We start from the raw sequence: 14,732 nt of genomic DNA, 5'->3' as shown, positions 1-14,732 counted from the left end.
TTTGGTTATTTGGAGAAAATATTTGTCCATCAGCCTTGAATAGCTTGTGGACTTATTTTAGGCGAAGTATATTGAATCGGTTTTCACTCACTCATTTTGCACTTAACTAATAAAGATTCACCTTTCCTTGTTTGCAGCCATGACTAGAACATTACCCATCCTTCCCGCACCTGCACCACCATCCGCCCTCGGCCGGTTGGTAGTGGGGCCACTCGTAGCGCTGTTGCTGAGTGCCGCCGCCCCAGCGCAGGCTCAAACGTGGATGGTGAGTACTACCGCTCACGTCAAGATGGGCATTCTGGATAAATACGGCCAGCTAGGTTCTTACACCGCGACCTTTGTGGTTCATAGCGAGCGCACCGGCAAGGACTATTTCTTGGTCAAAGAGGTAGGCCCGGGCCAATCCGGCGTCGACGTGCTCTTCCCTACCGATCCGGCCGACCCTAACTACTTTAAAGCCGAAAGCGGCGAAGCGGCGCCGGCCGATGCGGGCCGCTACACCTGGGAATGCCGCGTGAAGGGCGTGAAGGCCGTAGGCGGCCGGTTTGTGCTGCCCGAAGTGGGCAACGACATAACTGTCGTTAAAAAGTAGGAGTAAGTCGTGCGATGACTTGCCTGCCCAAAAACGTAAAAAGCTTGGCCAATGGCCAAGCTTTTTACGTTTAGTAGCTTACGCCTTGGTCGGCCTGGGTGCCCGGCCATTAGCACCGTCAGTTGTTCACTTTTTGCTGTTTTACCGTGCCTCGCAAGTCCTTCCCCGAACTCATTAACAGCCCCGGCATGCCCGTGCTTGTGGATTTTTATGCCACCTGGTGCGGGCCCTGCCGAACCATGGGTCCCATCCTGGAGCAGGTGGCCACCCAGCACGGCGGCAAGCTCCGCGTCATCAAGATCGACGTGGACCGCAACGCGGCGGTGGCCGAGCAATACCGCGTGCAGAGCATTCCCACGCTGATTTTGTTTCACCAGGGCCAGCCCGTCTGGCGCCAGGCGGGGGTGGTTCCCGCCGCGCAGATTACCCAGGCCCTGCAGCCATTCATCGGCTAATTACCGATGAATATTTAGGCCAGCTTCTGGTTGAGCGGCAGCGATCGGGCAAACTATCCAGGGGGGTTAGGCGTTGCGGGAAGGCGCTACCTTTGCGCCTTCCTTGATTAATGCCCTATGGTTGCTAGTTTTCCCGCACGTTATTATTTGTTGATCTTACTCTTATGGGCGCTAACCAGCCCCCGCCTGGCTTGGTCGCAGGAGACGCGGCGGTTCACGCTAAGCGGTACGGTACGGGGCTCCCGCGGCGAGGTGCTGCCGGGAGCCAGTGTAGCCGTACCCGCCCTTAACACGGGCACCGCGGCCGATTCGCTCGGCCATTTTTCGCTCCCCCTCCCGGCCGGCCGGCACCAGGTAGTGGTGGCCTTTGTGGGCTACCAGCAAGCTACCCGCGAGCTCAACCTGACGAAAAACCAGCGCTTGAACGTTGATTTACAGGAAAGCGGCAACGAGCTCGGCGAAGTGGTGGTCGAAGGCTCGGTGACCCTGGAAGAAAAGCTTAAAACCACGCAGATGGGGGTCGAACGCCTCAGCATCCGCGAGGCCAAGCTGCTACCGGCGCTGTTTGGCGAAGTGGACATTCTAAAAACCCTGCAGCTCAAGCCGGGCGTCCAAAGCGGCGGCGAAGGAACCAGCGGCCTGTTCGTGCGCGGCGGCTCGGCCGACCAAAACCTGGTACTGCTCGACAACGCCTTGGTTTACAACCCCAACCACTTGTTCGGGCTATTTTCGGTATTCAACTCCGACGCCGTGCAGAGTGTCGACTTGTACAAATCGGGCTTTCCGGCCCAGTTTGGGGGCCGCCTCTCGTCGGTGGTCGACGTGAAGCTGCGCGAGGGTGACCGGCAACACTACGTGGCGACCGGCGGCATTGGGCTGATTTCGTCACGCCTGACCTACGAGGGGCCCATCAAGCAGGGTAAGGGCTCGTTTATCGTATCGGGCCGCCGCACTTATTTCGATATTTTCACGCGGGCCATCAACAAGGCCAACGAAGGCAAAGAAGACTACAGCCCCATTCCCGACTATTATTTCTACGACTTCAACGCCAAGGCCAACTACACCTTGGGCGATAAAGATCAGGTGTTTCTCACCACTTACTTAGGCCGCGACGTATTCGGCTTTGCCAGCACGGGCGGGTTCGACTTTAACTTCAGCTGGGGCAACACCATTGGCTCGCTGCGCTGGAACCACGTTTTTTCGCCTAAGCTGTTTGTCAATACATCGGTGTCGGTTTCCAACTATAAGTATAACCTCACCAACCGGCTCGACCAGTTCAGCTTCGGGCTGGGGTCCAACATCACCGACTACAGCGCCCGGACCGACTTCGAATACACGCCCAACGACCGGCACGTGCTTAAGGCGGGGGGGCTGCTCACCCGGCATAAGTTCGGCGTGGGCCGCCTCGACGCTAACTCCACCGACGGCCGGGTCAACTTCGGCTCCGACGTGAACTACTTCGGCTTGGAAGGTGCGCTGTACGCTTCGGATAACTACAAGGCTTCCGACAAGCTGCAAATAGAAGGTGGCCTGCGGCTAACGGGTTTTAGCACCAGCACCAATCAGTACGGCGGCCTGGAGCCCCGCGCTTCGGCCCGCTACTCCCTCAACGACCGCACCTCGCTCAAAGCCAGCTACGCCCTGATGTACCAGTACGTACACCTGGTGACGAACTCGGGCGCCTCGCTACCCACGGACATCTGGTACCCGTCGCGGCTGTCGGTCGAGCCCCAGCGCTCGCAGCAGGCCAGCAGCGGCGTGAGCTTCCTGCTGGGCCAGGGCAAATATTTGCTCACCAACGAGCTATACTACAAGTGGGGGCAGAACCAGGTTGATTTCCGGGATGGCGCCCAGCTGTTCGTGAATCCGGAGCTGGATGCGGAGTTCATTTTCGGCAAAAGCTGGTCGTACGGCAACGAAGTATACCTGGAAAAGAAAACCGGCCGCACCACCGGCTGGATTGGCTACACCCTGGCCTGGAACTGGCGCAACTTCCAACCGCAGCGCGGCACCAACGGGGTAAACAACGGCGCCGACTTCCACCCCAACTACGACCGCCGCCACAACCTGACGGTGGTGGTGATCCACCAGCTCAATGCCCGCATCAACCTCACGGCCAGCTTCATCTATACGTCGGGCTCGCTGACCACGCTGCCCCTGGGGCGCTTTGGCTTGCAGGACATTCCGGGCGCACGCACCGGTGTCGACCCACGCCCGGTGCCCATTTACCCCGATCGGAATTCCTACCAGCTGATCCCCTACCATCGGCTCGACCTGGGCATGGTGTACAAAATCGGCACCCGGCGCAACCAGGACCTCACCCTGAGCATCTACAATGCCTACAACCGGCGCAACGCCTATTTCGTGTTTTTCGACACTGTACGGGATAAGGCGACCGACCGTACCATCGGGTTCCGGGCCCGGCAAGTCTCGCTCTTCCCGGTTATTCCGTCGCTGACTTACAACTTCAGATTTTAATCCTTCCTCGCCCTTGAATGGCTAGCCGCGGGCTGCCGACTCGGGTAACCGCTTCCTAACGAGCAATCAACCAACGCTTTCTCCTTATGTCAATCCAAATTCAATTCCGTAAGATGCTTTGGGCGCTGGGGGCTAGCCTGGCCCTGGCCGGGTGTGGGAGCTTGCAGAAGGATATTGACGTGCCCCTACCCAACTATTCGTCCGAATTAGTAGTGGAGTGTTACCTGGAGCCGGACAAAGTGCCGAGCCTGGCCGTGACGACTTCCGTACCCTACTTGAGCGGGGTGCTCCCGCAGGTACCCAACGACGTGACGGTTAGCCTTACCATGCCCAACGGCACGGTGGTTCCGCTGGCCTTCAGCCCGAACTATGAGGCGTTGGTTGATACCGCCAAAGGCGTAAAATTCCATACCCACATCGCCCGCGACCCGCTGGTAGCCAATCCCGGCGATGTGTTCAAGCTGGACGTGCGCGACACCAAGGGCCGTCACGTAACGGGCTCGGCCACCATGATGTCGTTTATTCCTATCGACTCAGTCGAGTACAAGTTCAACGACAAGCCCGACCCCGAGCGGAGAGCGTACTTCCTGACGAATTTTCGCGACCCCGCCGACCCCGACGATACGTACCGCCTGCTCCTGCACAAGGGCAGCCCCGCCAAGGGAGCCCTCTTGAAAAGCCCCGAAGTAGACCTGGCCATTCAGGACCGGCTGATTAACGGCAAGCCGGTGGTGTTGGGCACCAGCTACCGCTTTTACCCCGGCGATACGGTCACGGCGACCCTCTACCACACCGACCCGGCGTACTTCCGCTTCCGCCAGTCGGTGCGCGACGCCCGGGGCGCCAACGGCAATCCCTTTGCCCAACCCTCCGCCATCTACAGCACCGTGCGCGGCGGAGTTGGGGTTTTTACGGTGCTCAGCGGCACGCGGGCCACGAAGATTTTACCGAAGTAGGCGGGCGGACCGCAATCAACCAGCGCCCTTCCGACTTCAGCCCTTGGCCTGACCGTTGCCGCGGCCCCGAGGCCGGAGTGGCTGGCTTGGGGCCTACCCCGCCGGTTGGACCTCCCCCCTGCTCCGCTGCACGACGGTAGTAAACTCTGCGAAGCAATTAGTCAGGCAAACGCGGGAGCAATTCATGCTGCTCTTAATTTAGCTATCAACAAATCAGATGGATATACCGACTGCTTGCCGAAGTATTTTGCTGGGCCATGCCGTGGCGGATGCCCTGGGCGTTCCCGTCGAGTTTGAGGATAGAGCCGCAAGGCGCGCCGACCCCGTTGTGGGTGTTCGCGGACACGGTACATTCGACCAACCGCCGGGCACCTTTTCGGATGATTTTTCGCTGACCGCCATCCTCTGCGAGTCTTTTGTTAAGTCAGGACCGGATACGGTGGATACGACGGACTTGAGTAAGCGTTTCATCAACTGGCTAACTCATGATTACTGGGCTGCGAATAAGGTATTCGATGTTGGCATTGCTACCAGAGAATCGATACAGCGACTCGCAAGCGGTTGTCCTCCGGCCCAAGCCGGTGGCGGGGGAGAATACGATAATGGGAACGGTGGGCTTATGCGCATCCTGCCGGTAGTGGTTCACCCGCTGTGGCGGAAAGGGAATGCCGTGCAACGCCAACAGCTGGTTGCGCAGGTAGCCGGCATTACCCACCGCCACCCCCGCTCAACTTTGGCCTGCTACATTTATTTGCTGGTCGCCGACGGAATAGTAAGCGGGCTTACCCCGGACAAGGCGTATTCAACGGCTTGCAAAGCGGTTCTTTCCTTCCTCGACGAGCGGCTGGCCAAAGAGCTGCCGCATTTTGCGCGGATCCTGAGTGGTAACATTCACGCACTTCCGGAGGCGGAGATTGCGTCCGATGGGTACGTAGTGCACACTTTAGAAGCGGCCTTGTGGGTACTGCTGAACCAGCATACCTACGCCGATACGGTGCTGGCAGCAGTCAACCTGGGTTTCGATACGGATACGACGGCCGCAGTGGCAGGCGGAATCGCGGCGCTCGCCTATGGCGGGGATAAAAGCATACCCGAAGATTGGCTGGCGGTACTCGCCCGTCGTAGCGACATCGAAGACCTTGCCCACCGGTTGGCAAGCCGAATGAGTGCTGAAGCGGAGGGTTGAGTAGACCCAGGCTTAGTAGTTGGCAACATTCTTTCTTCAGCGAAGCAGTTCAGGCAGAAGAATAGCTCTTATCGCTCAACGATACGGGCCAGATGCCTCATCGCCCCCTGGAATGCGGATGGAACAGTATTTTCGGTTCGGCTATTGCCGAAGTGAGGGCAGTTGAAGTCACCCCACTTTAGCAATACATTGTTAACCGCTTTCACAGCTGCCGTTCTATTTATCTACGAGTATAGATTTGGGGATTTCTCTCACTTCAACAGTTCCCCCATATCGAAGAATCGGGCATTGTTTGGCAAGGTCCAATGCCGTCTCAACTTTGTCTGCCTGCAAGACGATATTGCTTACAGCTTTCAGATTTCCCGATAGCACAGCTTCCTTTTTCACAGCCTTCTCAGCTCCCGACACTGTATAGCTTTCGCCGGGGAAGGCAAAGCTGATAACGTACGCTCCTTTGCTTTTCCATTCTGCAATGAGCTTGTCCCATAAAGGATTTACTGCTTGTGCTTGTTCACTTCCGTAAGTCAGAGGGACTCTAACCAACAAACTAAACTGTTTCATTTTAGCACTTCTTGATTTCAATGTGTCTGTTCGAGTATAAGACGAAAGCCCTACAATCAATAAGCAAAGCAGAGGCAGAAGTTTAACTTTCTTCATGTCAGTATTTTTTATGCAAAATTACTGGAGCCTCCTGCTCAGACATTGTAAAAAATCATTGATCTACCAAAACGTAGAAGAATTGTAAAATTGGGTCGGCGTTAGCCCTGTAAAACTTTTAAAGTCCTTATTAAAATGAGACTGGTCGTAGTATCCCCGATCAAATGCAAGGTCCAAGAACCTTTCACTTGGCGTAGAGCGAACTATGGAAGCCATACGGACGATTGACGAAAACTGCTTGGGGGTTGCACCAACGAGCCTTCTAAACCGTTTTTCAAAAGCATCCTGACTTATACAAAGGCTATTTGCCAATTCGCTTATCTTTAAAAAACCGTTAGCGTTGTGAATTATCCTAACAGATTCAAGAATCAGCTTGTCAGTTTGCTGAACAATCAACTTATGAATTAAAAGCTGCTCAATGATCGCAACTCGTTGCGAATTCGTTCTGGCGTCTGCTAACTTATCTTCTATTTGAGTTAGTTCAGCTGTTTGAATAAAGTTGTCAAGTGAAATGCTCCTTTCAAAGAGTTCATGGATAGGGTCTTTGAACAGAGCAGAAGCCCCGCATTCTTTAAAAAGAACAACAAGGGTTGATGTGTTTGGCAGATAGTTAATGAGCTGTACAGTTTTTCTCAGTCCAGAAAATGCAAACTTGGGCAGTTCATTTTTCTCAGGGCCGGTATTGTAAAAGTTTACTCCTTTAAAACGAAATGCCATCGTTAACGAAGTGTTTGGCAGCACTCTGTTTGCTATTTCACTCTTACTTTCAATAATTATATACTTATTGATGAATGGTCTTAATATTTCGGTCGGTATGTAACTCTCAATTGTCATTCGTCCAACGATGATACTGGGTCTGTTACGATTGCCGCTAACAACTTGCTTCCCGCAGCTGCGTCACCACCGCCTTAATCAGGGCGGTGAGCCGGGGCTCGGCCTGGGCGGCGGCGGCAAAAATATCGGCCAGCACCACCGGCTTGAGGTGGCCGGGCGCGCACAAATCGGTGATGACCGATACGGCCAGCACCGGCAGGCCCAGGTGGCGGGCAGCTATCACCTCCGGCACGGTGCTCATGCCCACGGCATCGGCCCCGATGGTGCGCAGGTAGCGGTATTCGGCCGGAGTTTCGAGCATGGGGCCGGGCACGCTCGCGTACACGCCGCGGCGGGTAGTGCCGGCCTGGCCGAGGGCCTGGGCCGCTGCTTCGGCCCGGGCCAGCAGGTCGGGGTCGTAGGGGGCGAACAGGTCGGGGAAGCGCGGGCCCAGCTCGTCGAGGTTGGGGCCGATGAGCGGGTTGGTGGGCTGCAGGTTGATGTGGTCGTCGATAAGCATCAAATCGGCGATGCGAAACTCGGGGTTCAGGCCCCCAGCCGCGTTGCTCACCAGCAGGTGGCTGATCCCGAGCAGCTTCAGCACCCGCACGGGCATGGCCACCTGGGCCATGGTGTAGCCTTCGTAGTAGTGAAAGCGCCCTTGCAGCACGGCCACTTTTTGCCCCCCCATGCGGCCGAGCAGCAGCCGGCCGGCGTGGCTTTCTACGGTGGAAAGCGGGAAGTTCGGAATGTCGGCGTAGTTGATTTCGTGCTCGACCTCGACTTCCTTCGCTAAGGCCCCCAGGCCGGTGCCGAGGATGATGCCGGTGGCGGGCCGAAAGTTGTTAGCCCGGGATTGAATGTACGCGGCGGCCTCGCGGAGCTGATTCATCATAGCGTAGGGTAGATTCCGGCGGTTACTTGATTTCCAGCACGTACGGCAGCTTGGCTTGCACGCCACGCATGGTCATCAATTGCCGGTATTGGGCGTAGGCGGGGTAGAGCGGGCCCAGCTCGGCGCGCAGGGCCTTGGTTTTGGCTTCCTCATCGTCGTCGCTGCCGAACACGGAAAGCAGGCTTTCAAAAGCTGATTTCTGCCGGGGCAGGCGCTGCACCTCGTAGTCGTCGGCTTTGAGGCGGGCGCGGGCAGCGGCGATTTTCAGGGCGTCGGTGTAGTCGCCGAGCACGTCGACGAGGCCGTTGCTTTTGGCTTCGAGGCCGCTCCAGACGCGGCCCGAAGCCAACCGGCGCAGGCGCTCGACGGGCATGTGGCGGCCCCGAGCAGCTTTGGTGGTGAAGTCGGCGTAGATGTTGTCGACTTCGTGCTGCAAGGTGCGCTTTTCAAAGTCGGACAGGGGCCGCGTGATGGTCGGCAAGTCGGAGAACTTGCCCGTGGTGACGCGGTCCACGGTAATGCCGAGCTTGTCGGCCAGCAGCGGCTGGATGTTGGGCAGCACGCCAAACACACCAATGGAACCCGTGATGGTGTTGGGGTGGGCCACGATGGTATCGCAGGCCATAGCGATGTAGTAGCCGCCCGAAGCCGCCACATCCGACATCGACGCGATGATGGGCTTCACTTTTTGGGTGAGCACGACCTCGCGGTAGATGATGTCGGAGGCCAGCGACGAACCACCGGGGGAGTTTATGCGCAGCACCACGGCTTTCACCTTGTCGTCGAGGCGGGCTTTGCGGATGGCTTCGGCAAACTTGGTGCTGCCAATGTTATCATCGTCGCCGTTGCCGGTCACGATGTCGCCTTCGGCATAAATCACGGCAATGCGGTTGCCGCTGGTGTTGCCGTCTTTTTCGTCGGCTTCCTCGCTGTCGGTGTAGTCGCTCAGGCTTACCAGGCTGGGCTTTTTGTTTTTCGCCAGGCCCAGCTTGCCGCGCAGGTAGTCCTGCACCTCATCGAAGTAGCCGAGCTTGGTCACGAGGTTGAGGCGCAAGGCGTCGGGGGCGTTGTGCACCAGCATGGAGTCGGAAATAACCTTGAGGCGCGCCGGAGCAATGCCGCGAGCGGCGGCCACCTGGCTGATCAGGTGGCCATTGATGGAGTTCAGGAACGAAACGGTCTGATAACGGGCCGAGTCGGAGAAGTTCTCGCGGAAGAACGGCTCCACGGCACTTTTAAAGGAACCCACCCGGAAAATGTACGGCTGAATGCCAGCCTTGTCGAACAAGCGCTTGTAGAATATCACCTCCGCGCTCAAGCCGTTGAATTCGAGCGTCCCCTGGGGGTGCAGGTAGATTTCGTTGGCCACCGACGAAAGGTAGAAGCCCTTTTCCGAGCACACCTCGTGGTAGGCCACCACGAATTTGCCCGTTTTTTTGAAGTCCAGCAGCGCGTCGCGCACTTCTTCGAGCGACGCCAGGCCTCCCTGCACGATGCCGAGGTTCAGCAAAATGCCTTTGATGTTGTCGTCGCCCTTGGCGCGGTGGATGGCTTCTTTCAGGCTGATGAGACCAGTGGACGAGGACCGCCCACCCAGGCTTTCAAATTTGCCATCGCGCCCGCGCTCGGTCAACGGCTCGTTGAGCTTCAGCTCCAACACCGAATTAGCGGCCACTTCCTGGTGGTCGCCCGCGCTCTTGGCCGTTCCGATAATGGCGGCCAGCAGCAGAAACCCTAATAGGCTAAACGCCAACAGGCCCACAATGGTAGCCAGCACGAACTTAAAAAACTGTACCACGGAATTAAGGAGTTTTGACGGAGTGAAATAATTTTTAGTGGTTCGTCCCGGCCGATAGCACCAGCAATCGGGCCAGTCAGACGAAACCCTGGCAAGTTACAGGCAAGTTGCGGCTAATGTTGGTTGCAGCCCGCTAGTTTGTTCTTGGCTAGTTGCCCCAGAAACCCCATAATTGACAAACCTGCTCCATTCATTTTCTGTACTTGAGTATAAATGCGGGCTCGTTTCGGTGGGTCCTCACGTGTCCCTACGAGGTCGTACCCGGTAGGGCCGTTCCCGTCTCCGGGGAAAGCGGGAGCCAGCCGATGGAAATGTGCTACTGCTACGTAATACCGCTGTCATTTAGCTAAAATCGGCATGCCAGGCGTAACGAAGCACGATGATCTGCTTTTTCATTGGGTCCAAGGCTGATCTATTGGTGGTTTCAGTAACCGTATTTCTCGCCCCACCAGCCGCGCAGCCGCTCCTGAATTTTTTGCTCGCTGGCGTTGCGGCCGGGTTCGTAGAAGCGGGTGCCGCGGAGGGCCTCGGGCAGAAACTCCTGCTCCTGGAAGTTGCCTTCGCCGTTGTGTGAGTAAGCATACTCCTGGCCGTAGCCAAGCTGCTTCATCAGGCGCGTGGGGGCGTTGCGCAGCGGCACGGGTACGGGGTACACGCCATGGGCTTTCACCTCGGCCTGCGCCGCGCGGATGGCCAGGTATGAGGCATTGCTTTTCACCGAAGTAGCCAGGTACACCACGGTCTGGGCCAGAATCAGGTCCGACTCCGGCAGGCCGATGACGGTGCAGGCCTGGAAGCAGCTCGTGGCCAGCATCAGGGCGTTGGGGTTGGCGTTGCCGATGTCCTCGCTGGCCAGAATTACCAGGCGGCGGGCGATAAACTTCACGTCCTCGCCGCCCTCCAGCATCACGGCCAGGTAGTAGAGCGCGGCGTTGGGGTCGGAGCCCCGGATGCTTTTGATGAAGGCCGAAATCACGTCGTAGTGCATCTCCCCGCCCTTGTCGTACTTAGCCAGGGGGCGCTGGGCCACCTGCTGCACCACGGCATCGGTGATGGTGATGACGCCTTTCTTATCGGCTGGGGTGCTTTCCACCACGATTTCGAGCAGGTTGAGCAGCTTGCGGGCATCCCCGCCGCTGAGGGCCAGCAGGGCGTGGTCTTCCTTCAGGCGGACTTTTTTCTGCCGCAGGGCCGGGTCCCCGGTCAGGGCTTTGTTCACCAGCTCGCGCAGGGTTTCCGCGCTCAGCGGCTCCAGCACGTACACCTGGCAGCGCGAAAGCAAGGCCGGGATTACCTCAAAGGAGGGGTTTTCGGTGGTCGCCCCCACGAGCGTGATGGTGCCGTGCTCCACCGCTCCCAGCAGGGCATCCTGCTGCGCCTTGCTGAAGCGGTGAATTTCGTCGATAAAAAGCACCGTGCCCCGCTGCCGCCGGGCCTTTTCGATGATGTCGCGCACGTCCTTCACGCCCGCGTTGATGGCGCTCAACGCCGCGAAGGGCTGCCTCAGCTCGCTGGCCAGCAAATGGGCGAGGGTAGTTTTGCCTACGCCGGGTGGGCCCCAGAGAATCAGGCTGGGCAAGCGGCCGGCGCGGAGGTAGCGGCGCAACACGCCATTTTCGCCCACTAGATGCTGCTGGCCGGCATAGTCGGCTAACTGCCGCGGGCGTTGGCGCTCGGCCAAAGGGGCGTCGGGCCCCGGGGCGGGCAGGGCGGCGGAGGCAGTGGGTTCGTCGTCGGGAAAGAGGGAGGCCATAAGTAGCGCGAACTTTATAGTGCGCGTTCCCGAACGATTCTGGGGCGAACAAGTTCTACTGGTGCGGGAATGCGAAACGCAAAGTTGGCTCACGCCGCCTTGCGCTTCGTGCTCCCTCGCACGTTAGCCCCCAGCCCATGCGTAATTCTTACCGCGTCCACGGGGCGCTGTTCTTCGTCGCCCTTATCTACGCTGCTAATTACAGCCTCTCCAAGGACGTGATGCCGCACTACCTGGGGCCGTTTGGCATTGTCACGTTGCGCATCGTGGGCGCGACGGTGTTCTTCACTATTATCAAATACGTGGTGGCACCCCAGGACAAAATCAAGGGCTGGGCCGATAATCTGCGGAGCTTGGCCTGCGGCATTTGCGGGATTGGAGTCAACCAACTGCTCTTTTTTTCGGGCCTGAACCTGACCTCGCCCATCAGTGCCTCGCTGCTGCAAACCATCGCCCCCATTGTGGTGGTAGTCGCCTCGGCGATTTTGCTGAATGAGAAAATCACCCTGCCGCGGCTGCTGGGCATTGCCGTGGGCGCTTCCGGCGCAGCGGCGCTCATCCTGAGCCGCAACGTCCAGGCGGCTATTTACCCGCAGGCCACGCTGGGCAATGTTTACATCCTGGCCAACGCCACCGTGTTCGGCCTCTACCTGGTCCTGGTGCAGCCGTTGATGCGCAAGTACCATGCTTTTACTGTACTGGCGCGGGTGTTTCTGGTGGGAGTATTCCTGGCGGTCCCCTTTGGCTGGCACGAGGCGCTAACGGCGGACTACGCTCATTTCCCGCTCTCCATCTGGCTTGAAATCGGCTACATGGTCGTCTTTCTGACCATCCTGGCCTACCTGCTCAACAACTGGGCGCTGAAGTATGCCTCCCCGGCTCTGCTGGGCGTGTATATCTACTTGCAGCCGGTGCTGGCCGTGCTTATTGCCGTGGCGCTCAATAAAGACCATCTTACCTGGGGCAAGGCCGGTCAGGCTCTGCTCATTTTCCTGGGCGTGTGGCTGGTGAGCCAGAAGCCCCCAACACCCGTCGCGCCCCTGACGACAGCTCAGGATTAGTTGTCCAAATTTATCGGAGTACAAATCCATCTCGCGGGCTAGCAACTCGAGCCCCAGGTAGCTCCCCACGCTCAGAGCCAACAACTAAATCCGTCTGGCTCGCAGCCCAGTATTTAACTTTTACAATACTTTATTCATTTATTTCCTCACGGTTTAAATCAACTTGTTGAAAAATACAAAATATTTCGCATATTTGCCGACGAATAGTGCTGGATTACTGTTTTAACTAGAGTTGATACTATAACTGGCGTAGCAGGCCAGATTTCATCTCTCCCCCCGGCTCATTCTCTTAAAGTTCTAATTTCTCCTTAGACGAGCACGAATTATTTCGTTTGGATTGGACCTGAACTCTTTTTTGTCCTAGCAATGCTTCCTACTGTTACCGTACAAGCGACGGCCCAGCGCCAAGCTCATCTGAAACAGTTATGCCTGCTACTTGTCGGGCTATTCGCCACCTTCTCTCCTGTCTGGGCTCAATCCTCCGTCGATGAGAGCCAGGTGAGCAGCATCCTGCACGTCGACAACCAGAACCCGGCGGCCACGCCCACCGGGCCCGGCACGCCTGCCCAACCCTATTCCTCCTTTACGGCCGCCCTCGAGCGGGCCTGGAACCAGGTGCGCGCCGGCACCGGCACCAAGCTGCTGGTGCACCCGGGCACCTACCGCGAAGGCGACGAGCACGGCATCAATGTCAACGGCGACAGTACCGATACGCCTCCACTCGTGATCGAGGGCACGGCCCCAAACCGGGTGGTCATTAGTGGGGCCGACGTGTTCACCCAATGGACCCCGGCGGCGGGCGTGGCCAACTGCTTCCAGACCCCCTGGACCAAGCGCTGGGGCGAAATCCGGAACCCCTTTCGCACGGACGAGCCCACGAGGATGAGTGATTTGCGCAAGGAAGGGTTTTACATTGATGGCAAGCCCTTGGGCCAGGTGCGCAGCGCAGCAGAGTTACAGCCGGGTCGCTTCTGGGTCGATGAGGACAACGAGCGCGTCGTGCTGTATCCCCCCGCCGGGATGAACTTGGCCACCCACGTGGTGGAAGGGGCCATGCGCCCCGACAACAACGACTTTGCCGTGCTCAAGTTTTATCACGTCCGGAACCTGGTTGTACGCGGGCTCACCGTCACAGGCTGCGCCAAACCCTTCAGCGCTGCGTTGCTACTTGGCAATACCAGCAACGTGCTCATCGAAGATTGCCACTTCGACCGCAACGTCGGCGAAGGCCTCGGCCTGAACAGTTGGCAGGTCACGGTGCGCCGCTGCACGGCCGATGAGAACGGCTACAAGGGCATCGGCGGCGCCCCCGTGAATGGACTCCTTGAGGATGTGCAAACCAACTGGAACGGCTGGAAATCCTATGAATTGGGCTTCACCAACGACTTTGATGCGGCCGGCATGAAAATCGGTAGCGTCCGAAACGTAACCGTGCGGCGCTACAAAAGCGTGGGTAACATGTTTGATGGGCTCTGGTTCGACGTCTACTGCCAGAACGTGACGGTGGATCAGGCCCTGCTCGCTGGCAATCGCACACGCGGTATGAACTGGGAAATCAGCGACGGGCTCACCGTCTCGAGGCTGCGCTCGGTGTACAACCCGATGGGCTGGCTCAGCTTCGATGGCCACAACGTGCGCATCACCAACTCTACCATCGCCTTCAACGACCCAGGTTTACAGTTTATGGTCTCGGGTAGCGGGCGGGTCGACGAAATGACCACTAAGCTACCGGGCATCGAAACCACTTGGCGCTGGAACATCCGCAACTCCACCATCGGCACGCTCAACCCGAGCAACATTCAGTTGCTGTTCGACACCTATCCCCGCGACTACATCGGCAACCACGGGGGCACAGGGTCCATGGTGGAGTTCCGTGATACCTACCAGGGCGATAACAACGTCTTCTGGCGGCCCCCGTCCAACCCCAGCATCCCCGACGCGGGCTTCCGCGAGGGCTCCGGGCCTTCGCCCACGGCCGAATCGTCGGCCACGCTGGTGGGCTGGCGGGCCTTGCCCCCTTCGGTGCAGGATGCCAATTCCGTCTGGGGCCAGGCCCCGCTGCTGGCCGCCCAACAAGCCCTGTTCACC

Annotated in this window: 12 protein-coding genes; 7 read left to right on the top strand and 5 right to left on the bottom strand. The window is 58.1% G+C overall.

Annotated features, from left to right (window positions below):
* The first annotated feature begins 139 nt into the window (after positions 1–139).
* The 5 genes from IC235_RS06675 to IC235_RS06655 all read left to right on the top strand — a co-directional run bounded on the left by IC235_RS06675 (position 140) and on the right by IC235_RS06655 (position 5,667).
* Positions 140–592, top strand: coding sequence for a hypothetical protein (locus tag IC235_RS06675; protein WP_191004396.1), 453 nt, complete (start codon positions 140–142; stop codon positions 590–592).
* 146 nt (positions 593–738) lie between these two features.
* On the top strand, positions 739–1,047 hold the full coding sequence (gene trxA / locus IC235_RS06670) for a thioredoxin (protein WP_191004395.1): 309 nt from the start codon (positions 739–741) through the stop codon (positions 1,045–1,047).
* Positions 1,048–1,194: 147 nt separating this feature from the next.
* Entirely contained in the window at positions 1,195–3,525 is a 2,331-nt protein-coding gene (locus IC235_RS06665) for a TonB-dependent receptor (protein ID WP_223847123.1), read from the top strand.
* Positions 3,526–3,611: 86 nt separating this feature from the next.
* Positions 3,612–4,481: a DUF4249 domain-containing protein gene (locus tag IC235_RS06660; RefSeq protein ID WP_191004393.1), complete on the top strand. Its 870-nt coding sequence runs from the start codon at positions 3,612–3,614 to the stop codon at positions 4,479–4,481.
* Positions 4,482–4,698: 217 nt separating this feature from the next.
* Positions 4,699–5,667 carry an ADP-ribosylglycohydrolase family protein gene (locus tag IC235_RS06655; protein ID WP_191004392.1) on the top strand — a complete coding sequence of 323 codons (969 nt, stop codon included), beginning with the start codon at positions 4,699–4,701 and terminating at the stop codon, positions 5,665–5,667.
* 216 nt (positions 5,668–5,883) lie between these two features.
* Here the strand turns inward: IC235_RS06655 and IC235_RS06650 are convergent, their stop codons facing one another.
* The 5 genes from IC235_RS06650 to IC235_RS06630 form a co-directional block, all read right to left on the bottom strand.
* Complete coding sequence (locus IC235_RS06650; RefSeq protein WP_191004391.1) at positions 5,884–6,324, bottom strand: YciI family protein; 441 nt, start codon at positions 6,322–6,324, stop codon at positions 5,884–5,886.
* A 63-nt stretch (positions 6,325–6,387) separates the two neighbouring features.
* The gene (locus IC235_RS06645) at positions 6,388–7,158 is read right to left on the bottom strand and encodes an AraC family transcriptional regulator (protein ID WP_191004390.1); all 771 of its coding nucleotides are present in this window, start codon (positions 7,156–7,158) and stop codon (positions 6,388–6,390) included.
* A gap of 37 nt (positions 7,159–7,195) precedes the next feature.
* Complete coding sequence (locus IC235_RS06640) at positions 7,196–8,032, bottom strand: purine-nucleoside phosphorylase (RefSeq protein ID WP_191004389.1); 837 nt, start codon at positions 8,030–8,032, stop codon at positions 7,196–7,198.
* 22 nt (positions 8,033–8,054) lie between these two features.
* Positions 8,055–9,830: a signal peptide peptidase SppA gene (sppA, locus tag IC235_RS06635; protein WP_191004388.1), complete on the bottom strand. Its 1,776-nt coding sequence runs from the start codon at positions 9,828–9,830 to the stop codon at positions 8,055–8,057.
* A gap of 424 nt (positions 9,831–10,254) precedes the next feature.
* The gene (locus tag IC235_RS06630; protein WP_191004387.1) at positions 10,255–11,583 is read right to left on the bottom strand and encodes a replication-associated recombination protein A; all 1,329 of its coding nucleotides are present in this window, start codon (positions 11,581–11,583) and stop codon (positions 10,255–10,257) included.
* A 137-nt stretch (positions 11,584–11,720) separates the two neighbouring features.
* Here IC235_RS06630 and IC235_RS06625 point away from each other — a divergent pair, with 137 nt between their 5' ends.
* Positions 11,721–12,644, top strand: a complete 924-nt coding sequence (locus IC235_RS06625) for a DMT family transporter (protein WP_191004386.1) — start codon at positions 11,721–11,723, stop codon at positions 12,642–12,644.
* A 366-nt stretch (positions 12,645–13,010) separates the two neighbouring features.
* On the top strand, positions 13,011–14,732 hold a 1,722-nt coding region (locus IC235_RS06620), incomplete at its 3' end, for a right-handed parallel beta-helix repeat-containing protein (RefSeq protein ID WP_191004385.1).

Source organism: Hymenobacter montanus, assembly GCF_014699115.1.
Taxonomy (GTDB): Bacteria; Bacteroidota; Bacteroidia; order Cytophagales; family Hymenobacteraceae; genus Hymenobacter; species Hymenobacter montanus.
The sequence above is the reverse complement of the archived record's forward strand: the minus strand, read 5'-3'. Positions and strand labels throughout refer to the sequence as shown.

Excerpts from the sequence above, each read along its gene's own strand:
- IC235_RS06675 (WP_191004396.1), top strand. The coding sequence starts at position 140 with ATGACTAGAACATTACCCATCCTTCCCGCACCTGCACCACCATCCGCC.
- IC235_RS06660 (WP_191004393.1), top strand. The coding sequence starts at position 3,612 with ATGTCAATCCAAATTCAATTCCGTAAGATGCTTTGGGCGCTGGGGGCT.
- IC235_RS06655 (WP_191004392.1), top strand. The coding sequence starts at position 4,699 with ATGGATATACCGACTGCTTGCCGAAGTATTTTGCTGGGCCATGCCGTG.
- IC235_RS06650 (WP_191004391.1), bottom strand. The coding sequence starts at position 6,324 with ATGAAGAAAGTTAAACTTCTGCCTCTGCTTTGCTTATTGATTGTAGGG.
- IC235_RS06645 (WP_191004390.1), bottom strand. The coding sequence starts at position 7,158 with ATGACAATTGAGAGTTACATACCGACCGAAATATTAAGACCATTCATC.
- IC235_RS06640 (WP_191004389.1), bottom strand. The coding sequence starts at position 8,032 with ATGATGAATCAGCTCCGCGAGGCCGCCGCGTACATTCAATCCCGGGCT.
- IC235_RS06630 (WP_191004387.1), bottom strand. The coding sequence starts at position 11,583 with ATGGCCTCCCTCTTTCCCGACGACGAACCCACTGCCTCCGCCGCCCTG.
- IC235_RS06625 (WP_191004386.1), top strand. The coding sequence starts at position 11,721 with ATGCGTAATTCTTACCGCGTCCACGGGGCGCTGTTCTTCGTCGCCCTT.